At 73.2% G+C, this 20,542-nt stretch carries 19 protein-coding genes, 3 tRNA genes and 1 pseudogene; 10 read left to right on the top strand and 13 right to left on the bottom strand.

Going from position 1 to position 20,542, the window contains the following annotated elements; translation table 11 throughout:
• Positions 1-262 precede the first annotated feature (262 nt).
• Entirely contained in the window at positions 263-526 is a 264-nt protein-coding gene (locus QTQ03_RS26220; protein ID WP_289280997.1) for an immunoglobulin domain-containing protein, read from the bottom strand.
• Between the two features lie 231 nt (positions 527-757).
• Between QTQ03_RS26220 and QTQ03_RS26215 the strand changes: the two genes are divergently transcribed.
• Positions 758-1,603 (top strand): helix-turn-helix domain-containing protein, encoded by an 846-nt coding sequence (locus tag QTQ03_RS26215; protein WP_289280382.1) that lies wholly within the window; start codon positions 758-760, stop codon positions 1,601-1,603.
• A gap of 4 nt (positions 1,604-1,607) precedes the next feature.
• On the top strand, positions 1,608-1,808 hold the full coding sequence (locus QTQ03_RS26210; RefSeq protein ID WP_289280381.1) for a DUF397 domain-containing protein: 201 nt from the start codon (positions 1,608-1,610) through the stop codon (positions 1,806-1,808).
• Between the two features lie 136 nt (positions 1,809-1,944).
• On the opposite strand, the gene QTQ03_RS26205 is transcribed toward QTQ03_RS26210, so the two are convergent.
• The 5 genes from QTQ03_RS26205 to QTQ03_RS26185 all read right to left on the bottom strand — a co-directional run bounded on the left by QTQ03_RS26205 (position 1,945) and on the right by QTQ03_RS26185 (position 6,893).
• Positions 1,945-2,997, bottom strand: a complete 1,053-nt coding sequence (locus QTQ03_RS26205; protein WP_289280996.1) for an ROK family protein — start codon at positions 2,995-2,997, stop codon at positions 1,945-1,947.
• 258 nt (positions 2,998-3,255) lie between these two features.
• Entirely contained in the window at positions 3,256-4,056 is an 801-nt protein-coding gene (locus tag QTQ03_RS26200) for a putative protein N(5)-glutamine methyltransferase (RefSeq protein ID WP_289280380.1), read from the bottom strand.
• Entirely contained in the window at positions 4,053-5,168 is a 1,116-nt protein-coding gene (locus QTQ03_RS26195; protein WP_289280379.1) for a cystathionine gamma-lyase, read from the bottom strand. The genes QTQ03_RS26200 and QTQ03_RS26195 overlap by 4 nt, the downstream gene beginning before the upstream one ends.
• Positions 5,169-5,172: 4 nt before the next feature.
• Positions 5,173-6,171, bottom strand: a complete 999-nt coding sequence (locus QTQ03_RS26190; RefSeq protein WP_289280378.1) for an NAD(P)H-dependent glycerol-3-phosphate dehydrogenase — start codon at positions 6,169-6,171, stop codon at positions 5,173-5,175.
• Entirely contained in the window at positions 6,168-6,893 is a 726-nt protein-coding gene (locus tag QTQ03_RS26185) for a lysophospholipid acyltransferase family protein (RefSeq protein ID WP_289280995.1), read from the bottom strand. Before QTQ03_RS26185 ends, QTQ03_RS26190 begins: the two co-directional genes overlap by 4 nt.
• Positions 6,894-7,021: 128 nt before the next feature.
• On the opposite strand from QTQ03_RS26185, the gene cofC reads away from it, so the two are divergent.
• From cofC to QTQ03_RS26160, 5 genes are read left to right on the top strand one after another with little or no spacing between them, the layout of a single operon-like run.
• Entirely contained in the window at positions 7,022-7,669 is a 648-nt protein-coding gene (gene cofC / locus QTQ03_RS26180) for a 2-phospho-L-lactate guanylyltransferase (RefSeq protein ID WP_289280377.1), read from the top strand.
• A 10-nt stretch (positions 7,670-7,679) separates the two neighbouring features.
• On the top strand, positions 7,680-7,877 hold the full coding sequence (locus tag QTQ03_RS26175; protein WP_289280376.1) for a cold-shock protein: 198 nt from the start codon (positions 7,680-7,682) through the stop codon (positions 7,875-7,877).
• A 54-nt stretch (positions 7,878-7,931) separates the two neighbouring features.
• On the top strand, positions 7,932-10,256 hold the full coding sequence (locus QTQ03_RS26170) for an RNA degradosome polyphosphate kinase (protein WP_289280375.1): 2,325 nt from the start codon (positions 7,932-7,934) through the stop codon (positions 10,254-10,256).
• A gap of 9 nt (positions 10,257-10,265) precedes the next feature.
• Positions 10,266-11,795: a CYTH and CHAD domain-containing protein gene (locus QTQ03_RS26165; protein WP_289280374.1), complete on the top strand. Its 1,530-nt coding sequence runs from the start codon at positions 10,266-10,268 to the stop codon at positions 11,793-11,795.
• 32 nt (positions 11,796-11,827) lie between these two features.
• Positions 11,828-12,694 (top strand): NUDIX hydrolase, encoded by an 867-nt coding sequence (locus QTQ03_RS26160; RefSeq protein ID WP_289280994.1) that lies wholly within the window; start codon positions 11,828-11,830, stop codon positions 12,692-12,694.
• Between the two features lie 142 nt (positions 12,695-12,836).
• Here QTQ03_RS26160 and QTQ03_RS26155 read toward each other — a convergent pair whose 3' ends face one another.
• From QTQ03_RS26155 to leuC, 3 genes are all read right to left on the bottom strand, one after another.
• Positions 12,837-13,478: an HU family DNA-binding protein gene (locus QTQ03_RS26155; RefSeq protein ID WP_353890616.1), complete on the bottom strand. Its 642-nt coding sequence runs from the start codon at positions 13,476-13,478 to the stop codon at positions 12,837-12,839.
• A gap of 172 nt (positions 13,479-13,650) precedes the next feature.
• Complete coding sequence (leuD, locus tag QTQ03_RS26150; protein ID WP_289280373.1) at positions 13,651-14,238, bottom strand: 3-isopropylmalate dehydratase small subunit; 588 nt, start codon at positions 14,236-14,238, stop codon at positions 13,651-13,653.
• Positions 14,238-15,704: a 3-isopropylmalate dehydratase large subunit gene (gene leuC / locus QTQ03_RS26145; protein WP_289280372.1), complete on the bottom strand. Its 1,467-nt coding sequence runs from the start codon at positions 15,702-15,704 to the stop codon at positions 14,238-14,240. Before leuC ends, leuD begins: the two co-directional genes overlap by 1 nt.
• 49 nt (positions 15,705-15,753) lie before the next feature.
• Here leuC and QTQ03_RS26140 point away from each other — a divergent pair, with 49 nt between their 5' ends.
• Positions 15,754-16,440 carry an IclR family transcriptional regulator gene (locus tag QTQ03_RS26140; protein ID WP_289280371.1) on the top strand — a complete coding sequence of 229 codons (687 nt, stop codon included), beginning with the start codon at positions 15,754-15,756 and terminating at the stop codon, positions 16,438-16,440.
• A gap of 169 nt (positions 16,441-16,609) precedes the next feature.
• Here the strand turns inward: QTQ03_RS26140 and QTQ03_RS26135 are convergent.
• From QTQ03_RS26135 to QTQ03_RS26120, 4 genes are all read right to left on the bottom strand, one after another.
• Positions 16,610-16,682, bottom strand: a tRNA-Glu gene (locus QTQ03_RS26135).
• A gap of 232 nt (positions 16,683-16,914) precedes the next feature.
• Positions 16,915-16,987, bottom strand: a tRNA-Glu gene (locus tag QTQ03_RS26130).
• 105 nt (positions 16,988-17,092) lie between these two features.
• Positions 17,093-17,164: transfer RNA gene (locus QTQ03_RS26125), tRNA-Gln, on the bottom strand.
• Positions 17,165-17,271: 107 nt separating this feature from the next.
• Positions 17,272-18,075: a fumarylacetoacetate hydrolase family protein gene (locus QTQ03_RS26120; protein WP_289280370.1), complete on the bottom strand. Its 804-nt coding sequence runs from the start codon at positions 18,073-18,075 to the stop codon at positions 17,272-17,274.
• A 168-nt stretch (positions 18,076-18,243) separates the two neighbouring features.
• Here QTQ03_RS26120 and QTQ03_RS26115 point away from each other — a divergent pair, with 168 nt between their 5' ends.
• Both QTQ03_RS26115 and QTQ03_RS26110 read left to right on the top strand, forming a co-directional pair.
• On the top strand, positions 18,244-19,611 hold the full coding sequence (locus QTQ03_RS26115) for a hypothetical protein (RefSeq protein ID WP_289280369.1): 1,368 nt from the start codon (positions 18,244-18,246) through the stop codon (positions 19,609-19,611).
• A 33-nt stretch (positions 19,612-19,644) separates the two neighbouring features.
• A pseudogene (locus QTQ03_RS26110) lies at positions 19,645-20,512 on the top strand (3-methyladenine DNA glycosylase).
• The last annotated feature ends 30 nt before the right edge of the window (positions 20,513-20,542 follow it).

Below are 20,542 nucleotides of genomic sequence, written 5' to 3'. Positions count from 1 at the left end.
TCCGACGAGCTCCGACGCCCCGCATCGACGCGCTCTCGGCGGCGCTGGACGCCAGCCCGGACGGCCTACCGCTCCGCCTGCGCCTCGCCGTGCCGCTGGCGGTGCGCCGCGTGGCGGTGGGTGCGGTGTCGCCGCGGTGGCGTGCGCGGCGATCGCGTAGCTCGGACAGGGCTTACCCACCCCTCTGACAACGAGGGCGCGCAGATTGCCCTGACGCCGCGGGGACGGCCCGACGGGTTCCGGCGGCCCGCCGGGCCGTCGACTACGCGCGGGCGTGTCGCCGGCCGATGGCGATCACCTTGACCCGCTGCCGGCCCGCCCGCACCATGCCCAGCGCCATGAACGCACCCGCGATCCGGTCGGCCGCCTCGCGACTACTCGCACCCACCACCTGGCGGCGCCGCTCCGGGCTGCTCCGTTCGTCGCGGCCGCCGTCGTCGGGACGCACGTCGGTGAGCACCACCAGGAACCGGGTCAGCGCCGCACTGGCGGCACGGTCAGCTCGGGGCTGCTGGGCAGTACGCACGTCGAGTCCCTTCGGCTGGGCGGCGCCGGGCGCAGGCACGCGACGATCGGGTACGGGGGAGAAACCCGATCGTCGCGCGCCCCATCCCCTCCGGTCACTCACCGCCGCCGTCGCCACGACAACCGCCGGTGAGGACCTGATGACAGGTTGGCATCATGACCGCCGTGAATGCAACTCTCATCTGCACTCTCTCATGTACAGCCTCCCGTGCATGTGTGCGAGGATCGACGCATGCCACCGAAGACCGCCCGCGCCCGCCGGCTGGGCATCGCGCTGCGCACCCACCGGGAGGCTGCCGGGTTCACCCTGGAAGCCGCAGCCGACGAGATCAACAGCACCCGCAGCACGCTCTCCCGGTACGAGAACGCCCAGACCCTGGTCAGCCCGGCCACCGTACGCGCGCTGCTCACGCTCTACGGCGTCGGGTCGGACGAGGTGGCGGCGGCCGCGCAACTCGCCAAGGACGCCCGCAAGCCTGGCTGGTGGGTGTCGTACTCGTACCTGCTCGACCGGCGCACCATCGACTTCATCGCGTTGGAGGCGGAGGCCACCGGCATCGCGAACTTCGAGCCCTCGGTGGTGCCCGGCCTGCTCCAGACCGCCGACTACATCCGCGGGGTGATGCGGGGCGGCCCACACACCCTCGGCGACGAGCAGGTCGAGCAGCGGGTGCAGCTACGCCTGGACCGCCAGCAGCGACTCACGGCCGGCAACCCACCGATCCTCGACGCGATCATCGACGAGGGCGCGCTGCTCCGGCCGGTCGGCGACCGCACGGTGATGGAGGCCCAGCTCGGACACCTGCTGAAGATCGGCGAGCTGCCCAACGTCACCATCCAGGTGATCCCGCTGGCCGCCGGCTACCACCGAGGCACCCGGGGCTCCCTGCACATCCTGGAGTTCGCCGACCCCGAGGATCCGATCATCGCCTCGGTGGAGACCGTCGCCGGGCAGATGGTCCTGGACCGGCCGGGCGACCTGCGCACCTGCACCAAGATCATGGAGCACCTGCGGAGCGTCGCGCTCAGCCCGGCGGCGAGCCGCGACCAGCTCCGGCAACTCGTGAAGGGACGGTAGGACGATGACACCGAAGATCAATGCGGAACTGGCCCTGGCCAGGTGGCGCAAGAGTAGCCACAGCGGCGACGAGGGAGCCTGCGTCGAGATCGCGACGCTACCCAGGAAGGTAGGCGTCCGCGACTCGAAGGACCCGGGCGGGCCGCTGCTCCTCTTCGCACCGGCGGCCTGGGCGGCCTTCGCCGCGGCGCCACCCCACCGCTGACTCCCGCCGACGCGGGCGGCGGCCCAGGTCCCGCCGCCGCCCGCGTCGCCGGGCCCAGAGCCGCTCGGCGACGCCGGACGGTCGCCGCTGAAGCCTTCGTCACCGTCACGGTCCGACCGGGACCTTGACACAGGAGCTAGCCGCCGACCAGCGGTTGGGGCGCGGGCTCCGCCCGCAACGCCTCCAGCGCCGCGATGGCCACGCCCCGGGCGCCGGCCATGTCCCGGTCGGGCACCAGGGCGAAGGTGGCCTCGGCCGCCTGCTCCGCGCGCAGCACGGTGTGCTCCCGCACCGTGGCGAGGAACCAGTCGCGGAACTCCGGCGCCGCCTCCACCACGCCACCGCCGACGAAGTACGCGTGCGGGTCGGTGAAGTTGGCAGCGACGGTGAAGAGCCGGCCGATCGCCATCGCCTGCTGGGTGAAGATCTCCCGGGCCAACGGGTCGCCCCGCTCGCCGAGGCCGCGTACCAGCTTGGCGGCCCGCGCCGGCGGCTCGGCGGCCAGCGGATGCCCGGGAAAGCGGGTCAGCCAGTACGGCAGCAGGTTGCGCACGATCCCGGTCAGCGAGGCAACGCTCTCCGCGTCCCCGACGAAGCCGCAGGCGCAGGTGGGCTCCGGCTGACCGGGCGCGAGCAGCCCGGCCAACGGCAGGTGCACATGCCCCAGCTCGCCGGCCATCCCGGCCGCCCCGGCGACCGCCCGGCCGCCCTCGACCACGCCCCCGCCAAGCCCGGTGCCGACGATGGCGGAGACCGACGAACGGCGCATGGCATCGACGCCAAAAAAGCTGTGATGCGCATAGAGGGCGGCGGCGTTGCCGTCGTTGAGGTACACCACCGGCAGGTCGAGCCGCCGTTCCAGGGCACCCCGCACGTCGTACCCCCGCCACGCCGGCGGGGAGAAGTTCGTGGCGCCACGGGAGGAGAGGACTCCGGCGGCGCTGGCCGGCCCGGGAGTGTCCAGCCCCACCGCGCGAACCAGCTCCCGGGGCACACCGGTCAACGCCAGCGCCCCGTCGAAGGCCCGCGCGAGTGCCTCGATCGCCGCCGCCGGGCCGACCTGCACCTCGCTCGGAGTCTCCAGCAGCCCGTCGACCAGGAACCGCCCGTCAACGGTGAGGACCGTCGCGTTGTTGCTGGTGCCGCCGTTGTCCAGCCCGACGGCTACCGGCACGCCTGCCTTGTCCACGAAACTCCGCCCTCCCACCCTCGCACCTGACGTGAGGCTAGTTCCCGTTCCGCCCCGCCGCCATGCCCCGTTTCGTCGGGCGGACCGTCGAGGCAACGGCAGCCGCCGGCCACCCCACCTGCCGGTGTCCCTGGGCCGGCCGTGGACATACCGATCAGGAACGACGCTGCTCGGCGAATCCGTCACCAGGGGCACCGGTCGACTGTCCTCGCACCGAGGGTGTCGACCCGGTCGCGACGGCACGGTCGCGACGCCACCTCACGGCCCGTCGCCGCCAGGCGATTCCCGGCGGGCGGTGACCGCGGTCGCGTCCAGGTCACCGTCATGAACCACCGAGGACGCGAGCCCAACCGCCGCGAGCACTCCACGCAGCCCGTCCACCTGCGCCGCGCCGGCCTCCACCACCAGGTGCCCACCCGGCGCCAGCCACTGCGCCGCGCCGGCCGCGACACGGCGCAGCACCGCCAGCCCGTCCGGGCCGCCGTCGAGCGCCACCCGGGCCTCGTGCAGCCGAGCCTCGGCCGGCATCAGCGCGACGGCCTCCGTCGGCACGTACGGGGCGTTGGCCACCACCAGGTCCAGCCGCCCGCGCCACCCGGCGGGCAGCGGCTCGAACAGGTCACCGGCGAACACCGGCACCCCCCGCCCGGCCAGGTTGCGACCGGCGCACGCCACGGCCGCCGGGTCGACGTCCACCGCCGCGAGGAAACGGGGCTCGAGCCGCTCGGCGAGCAGAATGCTCAGCGCCCCGGAGCCGCAGCACAGTTCCGCCACGGCCGGGGCCGGGCCGGCCACCGCGACCGCCGCCGACACCAGCAGCAGGCTGCGGGCCCGTGGCACGAAGACGCCCGGGTCTACGGCGACCCGGACGCCGCCGAACTCCGCCCAACCGAGCAGGTGCTCCAGTGGCTGCCCGGCCACCCGGCGCTCGACCAGGGCGGCCAACGCCGCCGGGTTGCCGGCCGCGGCGACCAGCAGCGCCGCCTCGTCCTCGGCGTAGACGCAGCCGGCGGCGCGCAACCGCGCCACCAGGGCGGCCCGGTCGACCGGCACGGTCATCGGTGGGCGACGTCAAGCGCAGCGGTAACGTCCGCGACCAGGTCGGCGGTGTCCTCCACGCCGCAGGAGAGGCGGAGGAAACCGGGCGCGGTGTCGTCCCCCCACTGTGCCCGCCGATCGGCGGAGGTGTGCAGACCGCCGAACGAGGTGGCCGCCGCGACCAGCCGGGCCGCGTCGAGGAACCGGCCCACCCGGTCCGCGTCGCCCAGATCGAAGCAGAGCACCCCGGGCATCCGTCGCATCTGGGCCGAGGCCACCGGATACGCCGGATCGTCCGGGAGCCCCGGCCAGCGCAGGCCGGTCACGTCCGGCCGGGTGGCGAGCAGCCGGGCGAGCGCCTGGGCGTTCGCGGTCTGCCGCGCCAGGCGCAGGTCGAGGGTGCCCAACGACCGGTGCGCCAGCCAGGCGTCGAACGCTCCCAGCACCGCCCCGGTGGCCGTCCGCCATCCCGCCACGGCCGTCAGCAGCTCGGCCGACCGGCTGGCGACGTACCCCAGCAGGAGATCGGAGTGACCGGTGAGAGCCTTGGTCCCGGAGGCCACCACCAGGTCGGCACCGAGGTCCAACGGGCGCTGTCCGAGCGGCGTCGCGGTGGTGTTGTCCACCGCCACCAGAGCGCCCGCGGCGCGCGCCCGGCCAACCAGCGCGGGCACGTCGACAACGTCCAGGCCGGGATTGGCCGGGGTCTCCACCAACACCAGCCGTACGCCGTCGAAGTCCGGGTACGGCCCGACGGTCGGCGCGAACAGCACCCGGACGCCGACGCCCGCCAGGGTGTCGGTGGCGAACGTCCGCACCGGGAAGTAGCCGTCGGACGGGAGTACCACCGTGTCCCCCGGGCGCAGTACGGTCAGTAGCAGCCCGGTGATCGCGGCCTGACCGCTGGCGAAGACCCGACAGTCGCCGCCCTCCAGCTCCCCGATCGCCGCCTCCAGCAGCCGCCGGGTGGGGTTGTCCGCCCGGCCGTAACCGTTCGGTGCCGCCGCCGGCCCCATCCACGGGTCGAGGTGGTACGGCGCGGCGAAGACCGGTCCGGGCAGGAACGGCTCTCCCGGCTCGGGCTCGGGCAGCCCGGCCCGGACGCAGCGGGTGCCGTCGTGGTCGGCCGTCACTCCCTCACTCCGGCTTCGTCGTCCGGCTCATCAGCGCCGCCACGGCCCGCCGCGGATCGACCCCCTCGTGGCAGACCAGCTCGACCTGCTCGGTGATCGGCATCTCCACCCGGTGCGCCCGGGCCAGGTCCCGCACGGCGAGGGCACTCTTGACGCCCTCGGCCGTCTGCCGGGTAGCGATTCGCGCCTCGTCCAGGGTCGCGCCCCGGCCGAGGTGCTCGCCGAAGGTGCGGTTGCGGGCCGACGGGGAGGAGCAGGAGGCGACGAGGTCGCCCAGGCCGGCCAGGCCGGAAAAGGTCAGCGGGTCGGCGCCGAGCGCGACGCCGAGGCGGGCGGTCTCGGCCAGCCCCCGGGTCACCAGCATGGCGCGGGTGTTGTGGCCGAAGCCCATCGCGGTGGCGATCCCGTACGCGAGAGCGATGACGTTCTTGACCGCGCCGCCCAGCTCACAGCCGATCACATCGTCGTTGGTGTACGGCCGGAAGTACGGCGTGGTGATCGCCCGCTGCACGAGCGTGGCCCGGTCGACGTCGGTGCAGGCGACCACGGTGGCGGCCGGTTGCCCGACGGCGATCTCCGGCGCCAGGTTGGGGCCGGAGACCACCACCACCCGGTCCGTCGCCACGTTGGCGGTCTCCACGATGACCTCGCTCATCCGTTTGGTGCTACCCAGCTCGATGCCCTTCATCAGGGAGACCAACGTGGCGTCGGGGTGCAGGTGCGGCGCCCACTCGGCGAGGTTCCCGCGCAGGGTCTGCGACGGCACCGCGAGCACCACCACCTCGGCCCCCGTGATCGCTTCCACCGCGTTCCCGGTCGCCGTCACCCGCTCGGGCAGCACCAGCTCCGGCAAGTACTCCGGGTTACGCCGCTCGGTACGGATCACCTCGGCGACCGGCCGCCGCCGGGCCCAGATGGTGACGTCCCGTCCGGCGTCGGCGAGGATCTTGGCGAAGGCGGTCCCCCACGAGCCGGCTCCCAGCACCGCGACATGCCCGCTCATGCGGTGGCCCCGGGCCGGTCGGTGCGGACGGGGCGTTCCCACAACGGCGGCGGGGTCTCCTCCCGGATCTCGGCGAGCAGGCCACGCAACTGCAGCATGATGGCGTCGGTCATTTCCTCGAGTACGGCCTTCGTCGGGGTGGCGCCCGTCCACCGGCTCAGGTCGACCGGGGGTCCGGCCACCACGGTCACCGGGATGCGCGGGCGGAGACTCAAGCGGTTTGTCCGCGGGTCGAAGATGCGTTCCGGACCCCACATCGCCACCGGGACGACCGGCGCCCCGGTGGCCAGGGCCAGCCGCGCCGCACCGGTCTTGCCCTTCATCGGCCACAACCGCGGTTCCCGGGTGGTGGTGCCCTCGGGGTAGATCACCACGGCGCCCCCGCTGTGCACGGCGGCGACCAGGGCGTCCAGCGACTTCACCGCCTCGACCGTGCCGCGCTCGACCGGGATCTGCCGGCAGCGGTGCAGGAGCCAGCCGATCACCGGCACCCGAAACACGCTGGCCTTGCCGAGAAACCGCGGCCAGCGTCCGGAGTCGTAGATGAAGTGCGCGGACACCAGCGGATCGGCGTGCGAGATGTGGTTCGGCACGATGATCATGCCGCCGGGACGGTTGAGGTGCTCCATCCCGCGCCAGGTCCGCCGCGTCCAGCCGGTCATCACGGGCTTGACCAGCACCACGGCGAACCGTCGCCAGAACCCGAGCCTGCGCCGCGCCACCGCGCCTCCTCCTGCCGCCGTCTCGACCGCCGGTTCACCCACCGGTGATCCCCGCGAGGTGAAATCATGCCTGTTCGCCCCGGGTCCGGCCAGTGAGGGTACCGCCGTCGGGCTGGCAGGATGGCGGGGTGGCCGAGGTGTGGACGGTGGTGGTGCCGGTAAAGCGGCTGAGCATAGCGAAAAGCCGGCTGCGGGGTGCGCTGCCGGGTGTACCCCATGAGTCGCTGGCGCTGGCGCTGGCGGCCGACACGGTCCACGCGGTGCGGACCTGCCCCGAGGTGGCCGAGGTGTTGGTGGTCACCGACGACCCACGGGTGGCGGCGGAGGCCGGCGGGGCCGGCGCCCGGACGCTGCCGGACACCCCCGCCGCCGGGCTCAACGCCGCCTTCCGGCACGGCGCGGCGGCCGCCGGCGGCGGCTGGGTGGCGGGCCTCACCGCCGACCTGCCGGCCCTACGCCCGGCCGAGCTGGCGGCGGCACTGCGCGCGGTGCGCGCCGGGCCGACCGGGGCGCGCCGGTACCTCGCCGACGCCCCCGGCAGTGGCACGGTGCTGCTGGCCGCGCCGCCGGGTGTACCACTGGACCCGCGTTTCGGCGGGGAGTCGGCGGCGGCGCACACGGCCAGCGGGGCACTGCCCCTGACCGGGGACTGGCCCAGCCTGCGCCGCGACGTCGACACCGCCCACGACCTGACCGCGGCGGCCCGGCTGGGGCTGGGGCCGCACACTGCGGCGCTGTGCGACGCGGCTGTCCCGGCGATCGGGCACCCGGTGTAGCGTGCCGGTCATGCAGGGCACGGTGGCCACCTACGACGCGGCGACCCGCAGCGGGACGCTGCTCCTCGACGACGGCACGGAGCTGGCGTTCCCGGCGCGGGCGTTCGACGCATCCGGGTTGCGGCTGCTCCGCCTCGGGCAGCGGGTGCGGATCGAGACCGACGCCACGGGCGCCGTGTTGCGCGTGACGTTGCCGACGATGGCCTGAGCAACCCGGCCCAAGTTCATTTTGCGTTAACCGGATTCGGGTGAAGATGAGCACGTGAGCACCCCTCGCGAACACCTCGCCGACCAGCCTTCCGCCACCGATCCGGCCGGACACCGCAACGGCACCCGCTCCCGGGGTCCCGACGGCCGCTTCCTGGCCGCACGGTCCACCGACACCGCCGACACCGGTCCCGACACCGGCGCCGCCGCCTCGGCCGGGCTGGAGGAGGTGCTAGGCCAAGTGTCCACACGCGCGGCGCCGCCCGCCACCCCGGCAGCCGCCACCGCCAAGGCACTGCCCGTCGAGCCCCTACCCGAGGACCGCTTCCTCAACCGGGAACTCTCCTGGCTCGACTTCAACGCCCGGGTCCTCGCACTCGCCGAGGACCCGGTCACCCCGCTGCTGGAACGCGCGAAGTACCTGGCCATCTTCGCCAGCAACCTCGACGAGTTCTACATGGTGCGGGTCGCCGGGTTGAAGCGGCGGCTCTCCGCCGGCCTGCCGGTCCGCGGCGGCGATCGCCTGCCCCTGCGCACCCAACTCACCCTGATCGCCGAGAAGACCGCTGCCCTGGTCACCCGGCAGGCCGCCTGCTTCGTCGACGACGTGCTGCCCAAGCTCGCCGAGGCGGACCTCCGTATCCTCGGCTGGGGTGACCTCGACGACGCCGAGCGGGAGCGGCTGCGCACCTACTTTCGGGAGCAGATCTTCCCGGTACTCACCCCGCTCGCGGTCGACCCGGCACACCCGTTCCCGTACATCTCCGGGCGGTCTCTCAACCTGGCGGTGTCGGTCCGCGACCCAGATGGCGGCTCGGAGCTCTTCGCCCGGGTGAAGGTGCCCAACAACGTGCCCCGGTTCGTCCGAGTCCACCGGGACCAGCCGGGGATGCGGGTGCTCCCGGTGGAGGACCTGATCTCGGTACATCTGGGACAGCTCTTCTCCGGCATGCAGGTGGTCGAGTGCCACCTGTTCCGGGTCACCCGCAACGCCGAGGTGGAGGTCGACGAGGACCGCGACGAGGACCTGCTCCAGGCGCTCGAGCGTGAGCTGGCCCGGCGCCGGTTCGGCCCGCCGGTGCGGCTGGAGGTGGCCGCCTCCATCTCTGACCACATGCTGGAGCTACTGGTCCGGGAACTGGACATGGACGCCCAGGACGTCCTACGGGTCCGCGGCCTGTTGGACCTGTCCGCCCTCTGGCAGCTGTACGGCGAGGCCGACCGGCCGGATCTGAAGGACCCGCCGTTCGTCCCGGCCACCCATCCGCGGCTGGCCGAGGGCGAGGTGCCCCGCAGCGTGTTCGCCACCCTGCGGGACGGGGACGTGCTGGTGCACCACCCCTACCACTCGTTCGCGACGAGCGTGCAGCGCCTCGTCGAGCAGGCCGCAGCCGACCCGAACGTGCTGGCCATCAAGCAGACCCTCTACCGCACCAGCGGCGACTCCCCGATCGTCGACGCGCTGGTCGACGCCGCCGAGGCCGGCAAACAGGTGGTGGTGCTGGTCGAGCTGAAGGCCCGCTTCGACGAGATCGCGAACATCGGCTGGGCCCGCACACTGGAGCGCGCCGGCTGCCATGTGGTCTACGGCCTGGTCGGCCTCAAGACGCACTGCAAGACCGCGCTGGTGGTCCGCCAAGAGGGCAACCAGATCCGCCGCTACTGCCACATCGGCACCGGTAACTACCACCCGAAGACCGCCCGGCTGTACGAGGACTTCGGCATGCTCACCGCCGACCCGGAGATCGGCGCGGACCTGACCGACCTGTTCAACGTGCTCACCGGTTACAGCCGGCAGACCGCGTTCCGGCGGTTGCTGGTCGCGCCGCAGGGCATCCGCAGCGGCCTGGTCGAGCGGATCGACCGGGAGATCTCGCATGTCCGACTCGGCATGCCGGGGCTGGTGCAGTTCAAGGTCAACTCGCTGGTGGACGAGGAGGTCACCGATGCGCTCTACCGTGCCTCCCGCGCCGGGGTACACGTGGACCTGCTGATCCGCGGCATGTGCACACTGCGGCCGGGCGTGCCGGGCCTGTCGGAGAACATCCGGGTCCGGTCGATTCTCGGCCGGTTCCTGGAGCACTCGCGGGTCTTCCGGTTCGGCAACAACGGCGACGCCGAGTTCTGGATGGGCTCGGCCGACCTGATGCACCGGAACCTGGACCGTCGGGTCGAGGCGCTGGTGCAGGTCAGCGATCCGGTCGCCCGGGCCGAGCTGGACCACGTGCTGACCACGGCGTTCAGCCCGGACGTGGACTCGTTCGAGCTGAACGCGGACGGCACCTGGACCCGGCGTACCGGTGACGATGACACACCGCTGATGGCCCTCCAGGAACTGCTGCTTCGTCGCGTCGGCGGCACGGCCGGTCGACCGCACTAGGCTTGGCGAATGGAGGAGGAGCGCAAGTACGAGGTGAACGACGGTTGGTCCCTGCCGGAGCTGACCGCGGCGACGCCGGACGACGGCGGGGTGCGCGAGCTGCCGGCGGCGACCCTGGTCGCCACGTACTTCGACACGGTCGACCTGCGGCTGGCACGGGCCGGGGTGTCGCTGCGCCACCGCGCGGGTGACGCACTGCCGTGGACGGTGAAGCTGCCGACGGACACCCCCGGCGTCCGGCACGAGATATCCCGGCCGGACGGCCGCGGTGACCCGCCGGCTGATCTGGTCGAGCTGGTCACCGTCGTGCACCGGGGCGCGCCGCTGACCCCGGCCGCCGAGGTGCGCACGCTCCGCCGGGCGTACGAGGTCCACGACGACGCGGGTGTGGTGCTCGCCGAGGTGGTGGACGACGACGTCACCGTGGTCGGCGCCGATGGCGCCACCACGTTCACCTTCCGCGAGGTGGAGGTCGAACGGAAGGCCGGCGACCGGGACCTGCTGGACCGGATCGGCTCGATACTGCGGGACGCCGGCGCCCGGGACGCCGGGTTCGTCCCGAAACACGTCCGGGCACTCGGCGCCGCGGCCAGGGGCGAGCCGGACCTGGTCGCCCCCGCCGGGCTGTCGGCCGACCCGACCGCCGGTGAGGTGGTGGCCGAGGCGATCCGCCGGGAGGTACGGCGGCTCTTCACGCACGATCCGCTACTCAGGCTGCGTACCCCGGTCGGCGACGGCGACACCGCCGTGCACCAGATGCGGGTCGCCTGCCGGCGGCTGCGCAGCGACCTGAAGACCTTCCGGCGGCTGGTCCGGCCGGCCTGGGCCCGGCCCCTGCGCGACGAGCTGAAGTGGTTGGCGGATTCACTCGGTGCGGCCCGGGACGTCGAGGTGCTGCGGGAGCGGCTGCGGCGCACGGCCGCGGCCGACCCGTTGAGCCCGCTCCCCGCGGCGGCGGTCGACCGGCTGGACGCCGCGCTCGGCGCACGGCAGGACACGGCGCTGGCCACCGTCGACGCGGCGCTGCGCTCCGACCGCTACCTGGCCCTGGTGGACGCCCTGGTGCTGGCCGCCCGGGCACCGCGGCTGACCCGGCGGGCTGTCGCGCCCGCCCGGGACGTCCTACCCCGCCTGGTGGCCCGACCCTGGCACCGGCTGGCCGGGGCTCCGGGCCACGCGGGCAGCGTGGCGACGCTGACCCAGGACGGGCCGGACGAGCAGTGGCACACGGTCCGCAAGGACGGCAAGCAGGCCCGGTCCGCCGTCACAGCCGTGGCGCCGGTGCTCGGCGGTGACGCCCGGAAACTCGCCCGCGAGCTTTCCCGGGTGCAGGACCTGCTGGGCGAGCACCAGGACGCGGCGGTGGCCGCGCAGACCTGGCGGGAGGTGACGGAGACCCGCCCGAACGACCACGAGCTGGCGGTCACCGCCGGCCGGTTGCTGGAGCGGGAGCGCGCGGCGGTGCGACGGGCCCGAGCGGAGTTCCCGGGGGCGTGGCGGCAGGCCAGCCGCCGGCGGCGGACGGCGTGGCTGCGGTGACCGGAATCCGGGCCGGGAACGACGTTCCGGCCGTGGCCGAGATCCGGGCGGCCGGTGGGGTGGTCTGGCGGCCGGGGGTGGCCGGCGTCGAGGTCTGCCTGGTACACCGGCCCCGGTATGGCGACTGGTCCCTGCCCAAGGGCAAGTTGGAGCCGGGCGAGCATCCGCTGCGCGCGGCCGTCCGGGAGGTCGCCGAGGAAACCGGCGTGCGGGCGACACCGCAGATCCGCCTGCCGGGTACGAGCTACCGCAGCGAGGGCCAGCCGAAGCTGGTCGACTACTGGTCGATGCGGGCGGTCGCCGGCGGTGGTTTCCAGTCCGGCACCGAGGTCGACGACGTGCGCTGGCTCACTGTCGACGACGCGGTCCGGCTGGTCAGCTACCCGCACGACGCGGAGGTTCTCGCCGCGTTCGCGGCCCTGCCGCCGGTGACCGGCGCGATCGTGCTCGCCCGGCACGGCCACGCCGGCAAGCGGGGCTCCTGGTCGGGGCCGGACAGCGGCCGGCCGCTGGATGCCCAGGGCTGGGCGCAGGCGTACGCGCTCGCACCCATGGTGGCGCTGGTCCGGCCGGTTCGTCTGCTGTCGGCGTCGGCGCGCCGCTGCGTGCAGACTCTCGACCCGGCGGCGGCGCTGCTCGACCTGCCCATCGAGGTGGACGGCGACCTCGACGAACCCCGGCCCGGCCAGAATCGTGCCGAGTGCGTGCTGGCCACGGCTTCCCGGCTCGCGGCTCTCGGCGCAGCCGGCGAGCCGGTCGCGGTGTGCGGCCAGGGAAAGGTCATTCCGGGAGCCCTGGAACACCTCGCCGGCCGGCCGGGCGAGTTCACCACCCCGAAGGGCGGAGGCTGGCTGCTCGCGTTCACCGGCGACCACCTCCTCGCCACCGACCGCCTGTGAGCAAGGGCCCCGACGTCCACGGCATGGCGTGGGGTTCCAGCCAGGCACCGGCCAATCGGTAGCCGCCACGGCGGGGCAACGCCCCGGCACGGTACGCCGCGAGGGGCGCCCACCGGTCGGTGGACGCCCCTCGGCAGCCTGTTCAGCGCTTGGTCGCCGCCTTCCTGGCGGGGGCCTTCTTCGCGGAGGCCTTCGTGGCCGCCGCGCTCCTGGTCGCCGCGGTGGTCTTCTTCGCCGGAGCGGCCTTCTTGGCCGCGGTGGCCTTCGTTGCGGTCTTCTTCGCCGCGGTCGTCTTCTTGGCCGCGGTCGTCTTCTTGGCCGCGGTGGCCTTCGTTGCGGTCTTCTTCGCCGCGGTCGTCTTCTTCGCCGCGGTCGTCTTCGCCGCGGCGGTCTTCTTCGCCGCCGTGGCCTTCCGGGCCGCGGCGCCGGTGGCCTTCGCCCCGGCCGCCTTCACGCCGGTGGTTCTGGCGGCGGCGCTCTTCTTTGCCGCCGCCGTGGCCTTCGGCACCTTGCCGGCGGCCACCATCTCCTTGAACCCGGCGCCCGGGCGGAAGGTCGGGACGGAGGTCTTCTTGACCTTCACCGCCTCTCCGGTCCGCGGATTGCGCGCTGTTCGGGCACCTCGGACACGCTTCTCGAACGCTCCGAAGCCGGTGATCGCCACCTTCTCGCCCTTGGTGACCGCCGCCTGGACCTCAGCGAGGACCGCGTCGAGCGCGGCCGTCGCCGTCTTCCGGTCCCCCAGGCGAACGGCGAGCGCCTCGATGAGCTCGGCCTTGTTCACGACTTCCTCCCGAATGTGCTACTGACTCGACGCGAGCCATTCTGCGCGCACGGTATGCCCTGTGCTGCCGGGACACAAACATTCGGTGGAAAAAAGCCCTTGTGTCGCAACGGATTCGCCCCTCCGGTGAGACCGGTGGGGGCGACATTCCGCGTCGGGACAGGGCGTGCGGCTATGCGACCGAGGGCAGGAACGGCGACCGGGACGCCTCGAAGGTAGTGATCTCGGCCTCGTACCGGAGCGTGAGTCCAATGTCGTCCAGGCCCTCCATCAGCCGCCAGCGACTGAAATCGTCAAGCGGGAACGACCAGGTGGCGTCCCCTGCCCGGACCTGACGGGCGGTGAGGTCGACGGTGATCGGCGCGCTCGGGTCAACCTCGACGAGGGCCCAGATCTCCTCGACCGCCTTCAATTCCAACTCGACCGGCAGCAGCCCCTCCTTGAGCGCGTTGCCCCGGAAGATGTCACCGAAGCGGGGCGCGATGACCACACGGAACCCCCAGTCCCGCAGGGCCCAGACGGCGTGCTCCCGGGAGGAGCCGGTGCCGAACTCCGGGCCGGCCACAAGAATCGACGCACCGGAATATCCGAGATCATTCAAGACGAATTCCGGGTCCTCCCGCCACGCGCTGAACAAGCCGTCCCCGAAGCCCGTTCGGGTCACCCGCTTGAGGTACACGGCGGGAATGATCTGATCGGTGTCGACATTGGATCGACGCAGCGGCACGGCGGTGCCGGTGTGGGTCGTGAACCTCTCCATCAGCGGTGTCCCTTTCCTACGTGCAGGTCGGTAGGCGCGGCGAGCCGACCCACCACAGCGGTGGCGGCGGCGACCGGAGGAGAGACCAGATGGGTACGTCCGCCCCGGCCCTGGCGACCCTCGAAGTTGCGGTTGGAGGTCGAGGCGGCGCGCTGGCCCGGGGAGAGCGTGTCCGGATTCATGCCCAGGCACATCGAGCAGCCCGCGAAGCGCCACTCGGCCCCGGCGTCGACGAAGATCTTGTCCAGCCCCTCGGCCTCGGCCGCCTCCCGAACGGCCGCGGAGCCGGGCACCACCAGCATCCGGACGCCGTCGGCCACCCGGTGCCCGCGCACCACGTCGGCGGCGGCGCGTAGATCCTCCAGCCGGCCGTTCGTGCAGGAGCCGACGAAGACCACGTCGACCGCGAGGTCGCGCAGCGGGGTACCGGGGGTGAGGTCCATGTACTCCAGCGCGCGGCGGGCGGCAGCCCGCTCCGGCTCCGTCACGAACTCCTCCGGGTCGGGCACCACCGCACCCAGCGGGACGCCCTGCCCCGGGTTGGTGCCCCAGGTCACGAACGGCGTGACGCGGCTGGCGTCCAGGGTGACCTCCGCGTCGAAGGTCGCCCCCTCGTCGGTGGGCAACGTCCGCCACCACGAGACCGCCGCCTCCCAGTCGGCGCCTGTCGGGGCGTTGGGCCGCCCCTTGAGGTACGCGAACGTCGTCTCGTCCGGCGCGATCATGCCGGCCTTGGCCCCCCACTCGATGGACATGTTGGCGATGGTCATCCGGCCCTCCATGGAGAGGTTCCGGATCGCCTCGCCCCGGTACTCCACGATGTGACCGCGCCCGCCGCCGGTGCCCACCTGGGCGATCAGCGCGAGCACCAGGTCCTTGGCGGTGACGCCCGCAGCGAGCCGCCCGGTGACGTTCACCGCCATCGTCTTCGGGCGGGCCTGCGGCAGCGTCTGGGTGGCCAGCACGTGTTCGACCTCGCTGGTGCCGATGCCGAACGCCAGGGCGCCGAACGCGCCGTGGGTGGCGGTGTGCGAGTCGCCGCAGACAACCGTCATGCCGGGCTGGGTCAGGCCCAGCTGCGGGCCGATGACGTGCACGATGCCCTGGTTCTCGTCGCCGAGCGGATGCAGCTTCACGCCGAACTCGGCGCAGTTGCGGCGCAGCGTCTCGATCTGCGTACGCGACGTCGGGTCGGCGATGGTGAGCAGGTCGCCGCGGCGGGACCGGAACGACGGTTCGGCGTACCCGGTCGGGGTGTTGTGATCCTCGGTCGCGACCGTCAAGTCGGTGCGGCGAACCCGGCGCCCGGCGAGCCGCAGCCCGTCGAACGCCTGCGGGCTGGTCACCTCGTGCAGCAGGTGCAGGTCGATGAAGAGCAGATCGGGCTCGCCGCCAGCGGACCGTACGACGTGTGCGTCCCAGACCTTCTCGGCCAGGGTCCTCGGCTCAGGAGTGACTCCCACCATCTGGACTTCCTAAATTCTGGGAGGTAAGTTTCGTCTTGTGGGACACAGTATGAGCGGTGTCGGCGTTCTCGACAAGGCGGTGGTCATCCTGGCCGCCTGCATCGACGGCGCCAGCCTGGCCGAACTCGTTGAACGCACGAAGCTGCCCCGGGCAACCGCGCACCGGTTGGCGCAGGCACTGGAGATCCACCGAATGCTGGTGCGCGACACGCAGGGGCGGTGGCGTCCCGGCCCACGCCTGGGCGAGCTGGCCAACGCGGCGCCCGACGTGCTCCTGACCGCCGCGGAACCACTGCTCGCCGCACTGCGCGACGCGACTGGCGAGAGTGCGCAACTCTATCTACGCCGCGCCGACGAGCGCATCTGCGTGGCCGCCGCCGAGCGGTCCAGCGGCCTGCGCGACACCGTGCCGGTCGGCTCGGTGCTGCCGATGACGGCCGGCTCAGCAGCGCAGATCCTACTCGCCTGGGAGCCGCCGGAGGCGGTCATGCCGCTGCTGCCCCGCGCCAAGTTCACCGGCCGCACCCTGGCGGAGGTCCGCCGGCGCAGCTGGGCGCAGAGCGTGGCGGAACGAGAGGCCGGGGTGGCGAGCGTCTCCGCGCCGATCCGCGACCGCACCGGCCGGGTGATCGCCGCAGTCAGCATCTCCGGCCCGATCGAACGCCTCGGCCGCCGCCCCGGCGAACGCCACGCCATGGCTGTCGTCCGCGCCGGCCAGCGTCTCTCCGGCCTATGACCCACCCGATCCCCCGACCCACCCCGGCCAGGTGATCCGGAGTTCATCGTCCAGCTCCGGCGACGACCCGAAGCGCACGCTCGGTCCCGCGTTGGGCCGGCCGGCGGGCAGCGTCGGCAAGAGCGACAGGCCCGCCTCACGGTCTGTGAGGCGGGCCTGTCGGGATGGGTAGCCCCGACCGGATTCGAACCGGCGCTACCGCCTTGAGAGGGCGGCGTCCTGGGCCGCTAGACGACGGGGCCAGGAACTTTCCTGCTTCACCACCCGATCGGGCGGCGCGGACGTAGTCTAGCGGCATCGGTCGACAGCGCCACGCCGGGGGTCGCCGCCCCGACAAACCGGGACCGACACCGACCCGGGCAGCGAGCCATCCGACCTGGCAACGAGTCGGAGCGCGGGACGCGGTCGCACCGCGCCCCGCGGGACAACGACGAAGCCCGCCCCATGCTATGGGACGGGCTGTAGCCGCTTCTGTAGCCCCGACCGGATTCGAACCGGCGCTACCGCCTTGAGAGGGCGGCGTCCTGGGCCGCTAGACGACGGGGCCAGGACCTGCTACTCCCACCCTCGCGAGCGGGAAGCCGAACTCCACCAGAGGAGAGAACCTCCGCCAGAATCCAGCGACCGCGATTCATACTGAATCGCGACTGCGCTGGGGTACCAGGACTCGAACCTAGACTAACTGAACCAGAATCAGTCGGGCTGCCAATTACCCCATACCCCACAGGCCCCTTGCGGCGCCGGGGACAAACTCTACCCTCCCGCCGCCAGCGGGCCAAATCGAGCCCCGCAAACCGCCCACGAGCTGGGAGAACGGGACACGATCTGGGATCAGGAGACGGACCCGACCGGGTTGGTCAGCTCACCGATCCCTTCGATCCGCACGGTGACCGTATCCCCGTCCTCGATGGGACTAACCCCGGCCGGCGTACCGGTCAGGATGACGTCACCGGGCAGCAGTGTCATCACGTGCGAGACGTACGACACCAGGGCCGGCGCGTCGAACACCATGTCCCGGGTGCGGCCGAGCTGGCGGACCTCCATCTCGTCCGGGCTGCGGCCCACCTCACAGCGGATCTCCAGGTCGGTCGCGTCGAGACCGGTGGTGATCCAGGGACCGATCGGGCAGAACGAGTCGAACCCCTTGGCCCGGGTCCACTGCCCGTCGGCGCGCTGGAGGTCCCGGGCAGTCACGTCGTTCGCGCAGGTGTAGCCGAAGATGGCCCGCTCGGCGGCGGCCCGGTCGGCGCGGCGGGCGCCGGGGGCGCCGATCACCACCGCCAGCTCGGCCTCGTGCTCAACCTGCTTGGCGAAGACCGGCAACCGGATCGCGTCCCGGGGCCCGATCACCGAGGTGGACGGTTTGAGGAAGAGCAGCGGCTCCTTCGGCACCTCGCTGCCCTGCTCCGCGGCGTGCTCGGCGTAGTTGCGGCCGACGCAGACCACCTTGCTCGGCAGGATCGGCGAGAGCAGGCGCAGGTCCGACAGGGCCCACCGGGCACCGGTGAAACTGATCCGGCCGAACGGGTGCCCGTCGATCTCGGCGACGGTCAGCCCCTGCGGCCCCGCCTCCGACTCCCCCTCGACGACTCCGAACGACATTCCCTTGGCATGAGCGAAACGAGCGATACGCACGTGGCCAATCTAGCCTGGGCCGGCAGCCCGGGCCGCCGGCCGGACGCCGTGCCACCCACCCCGCAACCGCGCACCATACGCCACGACCGGGCCGACGGTGCCGACTTCGCTGCTTCGTACCCGCACGGCGTGCCCCGCCCCTAGCGTCGGGTCCGGAGGTTCGTTCGTATGCCTGCATCGACACGACACCACAAGGCCCTCGCAGTATTCGTCCACTGCCTCGGCATCCTCGCCGCCGTCCCGGCGCTGCCAACGGCGGCGCCCGACCCGGCCACCGCGCGACAACCCACGGCCACGCAACCACCGGCCCCGCAGGCCGGCACGCGACCGTTCACGGCTCGGCAGCCGGCGCCCACACACCCCCCGGCCGCCGAGCCGGCGGCGGCCACGGCGACCGCCGTGCCAGGCCGGCCGTCCGCCCCGCCGGCCGTGCCGACCCCGACCCGGGCGGCGGTCCCACCGCCGAAACCGCCGGTCACGCTACGGGTGGCATCGGAGAGCACGCCCGCGCCGCGGTACCGCATCCAGGTCCGCAACGACGGCAACCGACCCGTCTCCACCACCGTCCGCCAGGAACTTCCCCCGGGCACCGCACCGACCTCGATCACCGACGGTGGCCGGGCCGTCCGGACCGCCGGCAATGATGTGACCGAGGTGACCTGGCGGCTGCGGCTGCCCGCCCGGAGCACCACCACCCTGGGCACCGCGGTCACCGCCACCCCGGGCCGGTCTCTGACCGCACCCGCCTGCGCCTTCGCCGTTGACGGCAGCCGCCCGTACGACTGCGCGACGGCCACCTGGCGGGCGGTACCCGTCACCGGGCAGGAGGCGGAGAAGCCGCCGGCGTGGCGGCACCCGACGGCGCTGCTGGCCGGCCTCGGCGGTGTCGCCGTCCTCGCCGTTGGCGGGCTCTGGACATGGCGGCGCCGGCGCCGCCCGCGCGCCGTGGCCCTCTCCGACGACGGCCCAGGGACCGTGTACCCGCGGCCCGCGACACCCGGCGCGGTGGCCCGGAAGCGGAAACCGTCCACCTGGCTGCTCGTCCCGGTGGCCGCGGTGGTGCTGACCGGCACCGTCGGCACGGCGGCCTGGACGGCGACCCGAACGGTCCCCGACGTCGACACCGACAGCCGGCCAACCAGCGGGGCCTGGAAGGGGACCGGGGCCTACGGCGGGGTCGGCGACCCGCTGCGCGAGGCGGCGTTCGAGTTCACCGTCTACCGCGTCGCGTGCGAGCCCGGCCGTGGGGCACGACAGTGCGCGGCCACGGTCGGCGTACGCAACCTCACCCCGGAACAGCAGACCTGGCACGGTCGGCTCCAGCGCGCGTACCTCGCCGACGGCAACTTCGTCAGCACCGACGAGCAGGCGACCCGGCGGGCGAACCAGGGGCGGGACGTGTTCGCCAAGCCGATGGCGGCCGGCAGCCGGATGGTGCTTCCGCTGGTGTTCACGGTTCACGGCCGGGAGCCACCGACCCAGCTGGAGCTGCGCAGCGGGGTGTTCTCCGCGGGGGTGCGGGTCGACCTGCCCTGACTGCGGCGCGACCGGCGGCCGTACCCTGGTTGCGTGCCCGCCGCCTCCGCCCCGACCACCGTGCGCGACGCGGCGGATTGGCGGGATCGGCGCCGGGCGCACGAGGAGCGGGTCGACGCCTGGCTGGCCCCGCACCTGGCCCGCCGGCGGCGCAACGAACGGCACCCGGTGGAGGACTTCCTCTTCACCTACTACTCGCACCGCCCGGCCCAGCTGCGTCGTTGGCACCCGGGCGCCGGGGTGATGCTGCGCGACGCCAAGCCGGCCGACTTCGGGCGGGAGTACCGCGCCGACGGCACCGGACTCACCCTCGGCACCGAGGCGGTACGCAGCCGGCGCGCCGGGTCGATCGCCTGGATTCGGAGCCTGCTCGCCGCCACGGCCGGCCGGCCGCCGCAGTTCGGATGCTTCGGGTTGCACGAGTGGGCGATGGTCTACCGGCAGACCCGGGCGGAGGTGCGGCACAACGCCTGGCCGCTGCGGCTGAGCGCGGAGCGCACCGCAGCCGTCGTCGAGGAGCGGGGCGTGCGGTGCAGTCACTTCGACGCGTACCGCTTCTTCACCGTCCCGGCCCGGCCGCTGAACGTGCTCACCCCGAGCCGGGAGAGCCAGCACGACCTGGAACAACCCGGCTGCCTGCACGCCAACATGTCTCTACAAGTGGGCGTACAAGCTGTCCCCGCTGGTGCCGAGCGAGCTGGTCGCGGACGCGTTCGCGCTGGCCCGGGAGATCCGCACCCTGGACATGCGGGCCAGCCCGTACGACCTGACGGCGCTTGGATATCCGCCGGTGCCGGTGGAGATCCCGGAGGGGCGGGCGGAGTACGCGACCGCCCAGCGCGACTTCGCCGAGCGGGCCGCGCTACTGCGCGCCCGACTGCTCGACGCCCTGCCGAAGTAGCCCGAACCGGACCGGAAGCGGCGGTCCGGT

Origin of the sequence: Micromonospora sp. WMMA1363, from assembly GCF_030345795.1 — a bacterium.
Classification (GTDB): domain Bacteria; phylum Actinomycetota; class Actinomycetes; order Mycobacteriales; family Micromonosporaceae; genus Micromonospora.
The sequence above is the reverse complement of the archived record's forward strand: the minus strand, read 5'-3'. Positions and strand labels throughout refer to the sequence as shown.

Coding starts and splice junctions, on each gene's coding strand:
- leuD (WP_289280373.1), bottom strand. CDS start 14,238: ATGGAGAGGTTCACGACCCACACCGGCACCGCCGTGCCGCTGCGTCGA.
- QTQ03_RS26215 (WP_289280382.1), top strand. CDS start 758: ATGCCACCGAAGACCGCCCGCGCCCGCCGGCTGGGCATCGCGCTGCGC.
- QTQ03_RS26200 (WP_289280380.1), bottom strand. CDS start 4,056: ATGACCGTGCCGGTCGACCGGGCCGCCCTGGTGGCGCGGTTGCGCGCC.
- QTQ03_RS26165 (WP_289280374.1), top strand. CDS start 10,266: ATGGAGGAGGAGCGCAAGTACGAGGTGAACGACGGTTGGTCCCTGCCG.
- QTQ03_RS26175 (WP_289280376.1), top strand. CDS start 7,680: ATGCAGGGCACGGTGGCCACCTACGACGCGGCGACCCGCAGCGGGACG.
- leuC (WP_289280372.1), bottom strand. CDS start 15,704: ATGGTGGGAGTCACTCCTGAGCCGAGGACCCTGGCCGAGAAGGTCTGG.
- QTQ03_RS26140 (WP_289280371.1), top strand. CDS start 15,754: ATGAGCGGTGTCGGCGTTCTCGACAAGGCGGTGGTCATCCTGGCCGCC.
- QTQ03_RS26115 (WP_289280369.1), top strand. CDS start 18,244: ATGCCTGCATCGACACGACACCACAAGGCCCTCGCAGTATTCGTCCAC.
- QTQ03_RS26210 (WP_289280381.1), top strand. CDS start 1,608: ATGACACCGAAGATCAATGCGGAACTGGCCCTGGCCAGGTGGCGCAAG.
- QTQ03_RS26190 (WP_289280378.1), bottom strand. CDS start 6,171: ATGAGCGGGCATGTCGCGGTGCTGGGAGCCGGCTCGTGGGGGACCGCC.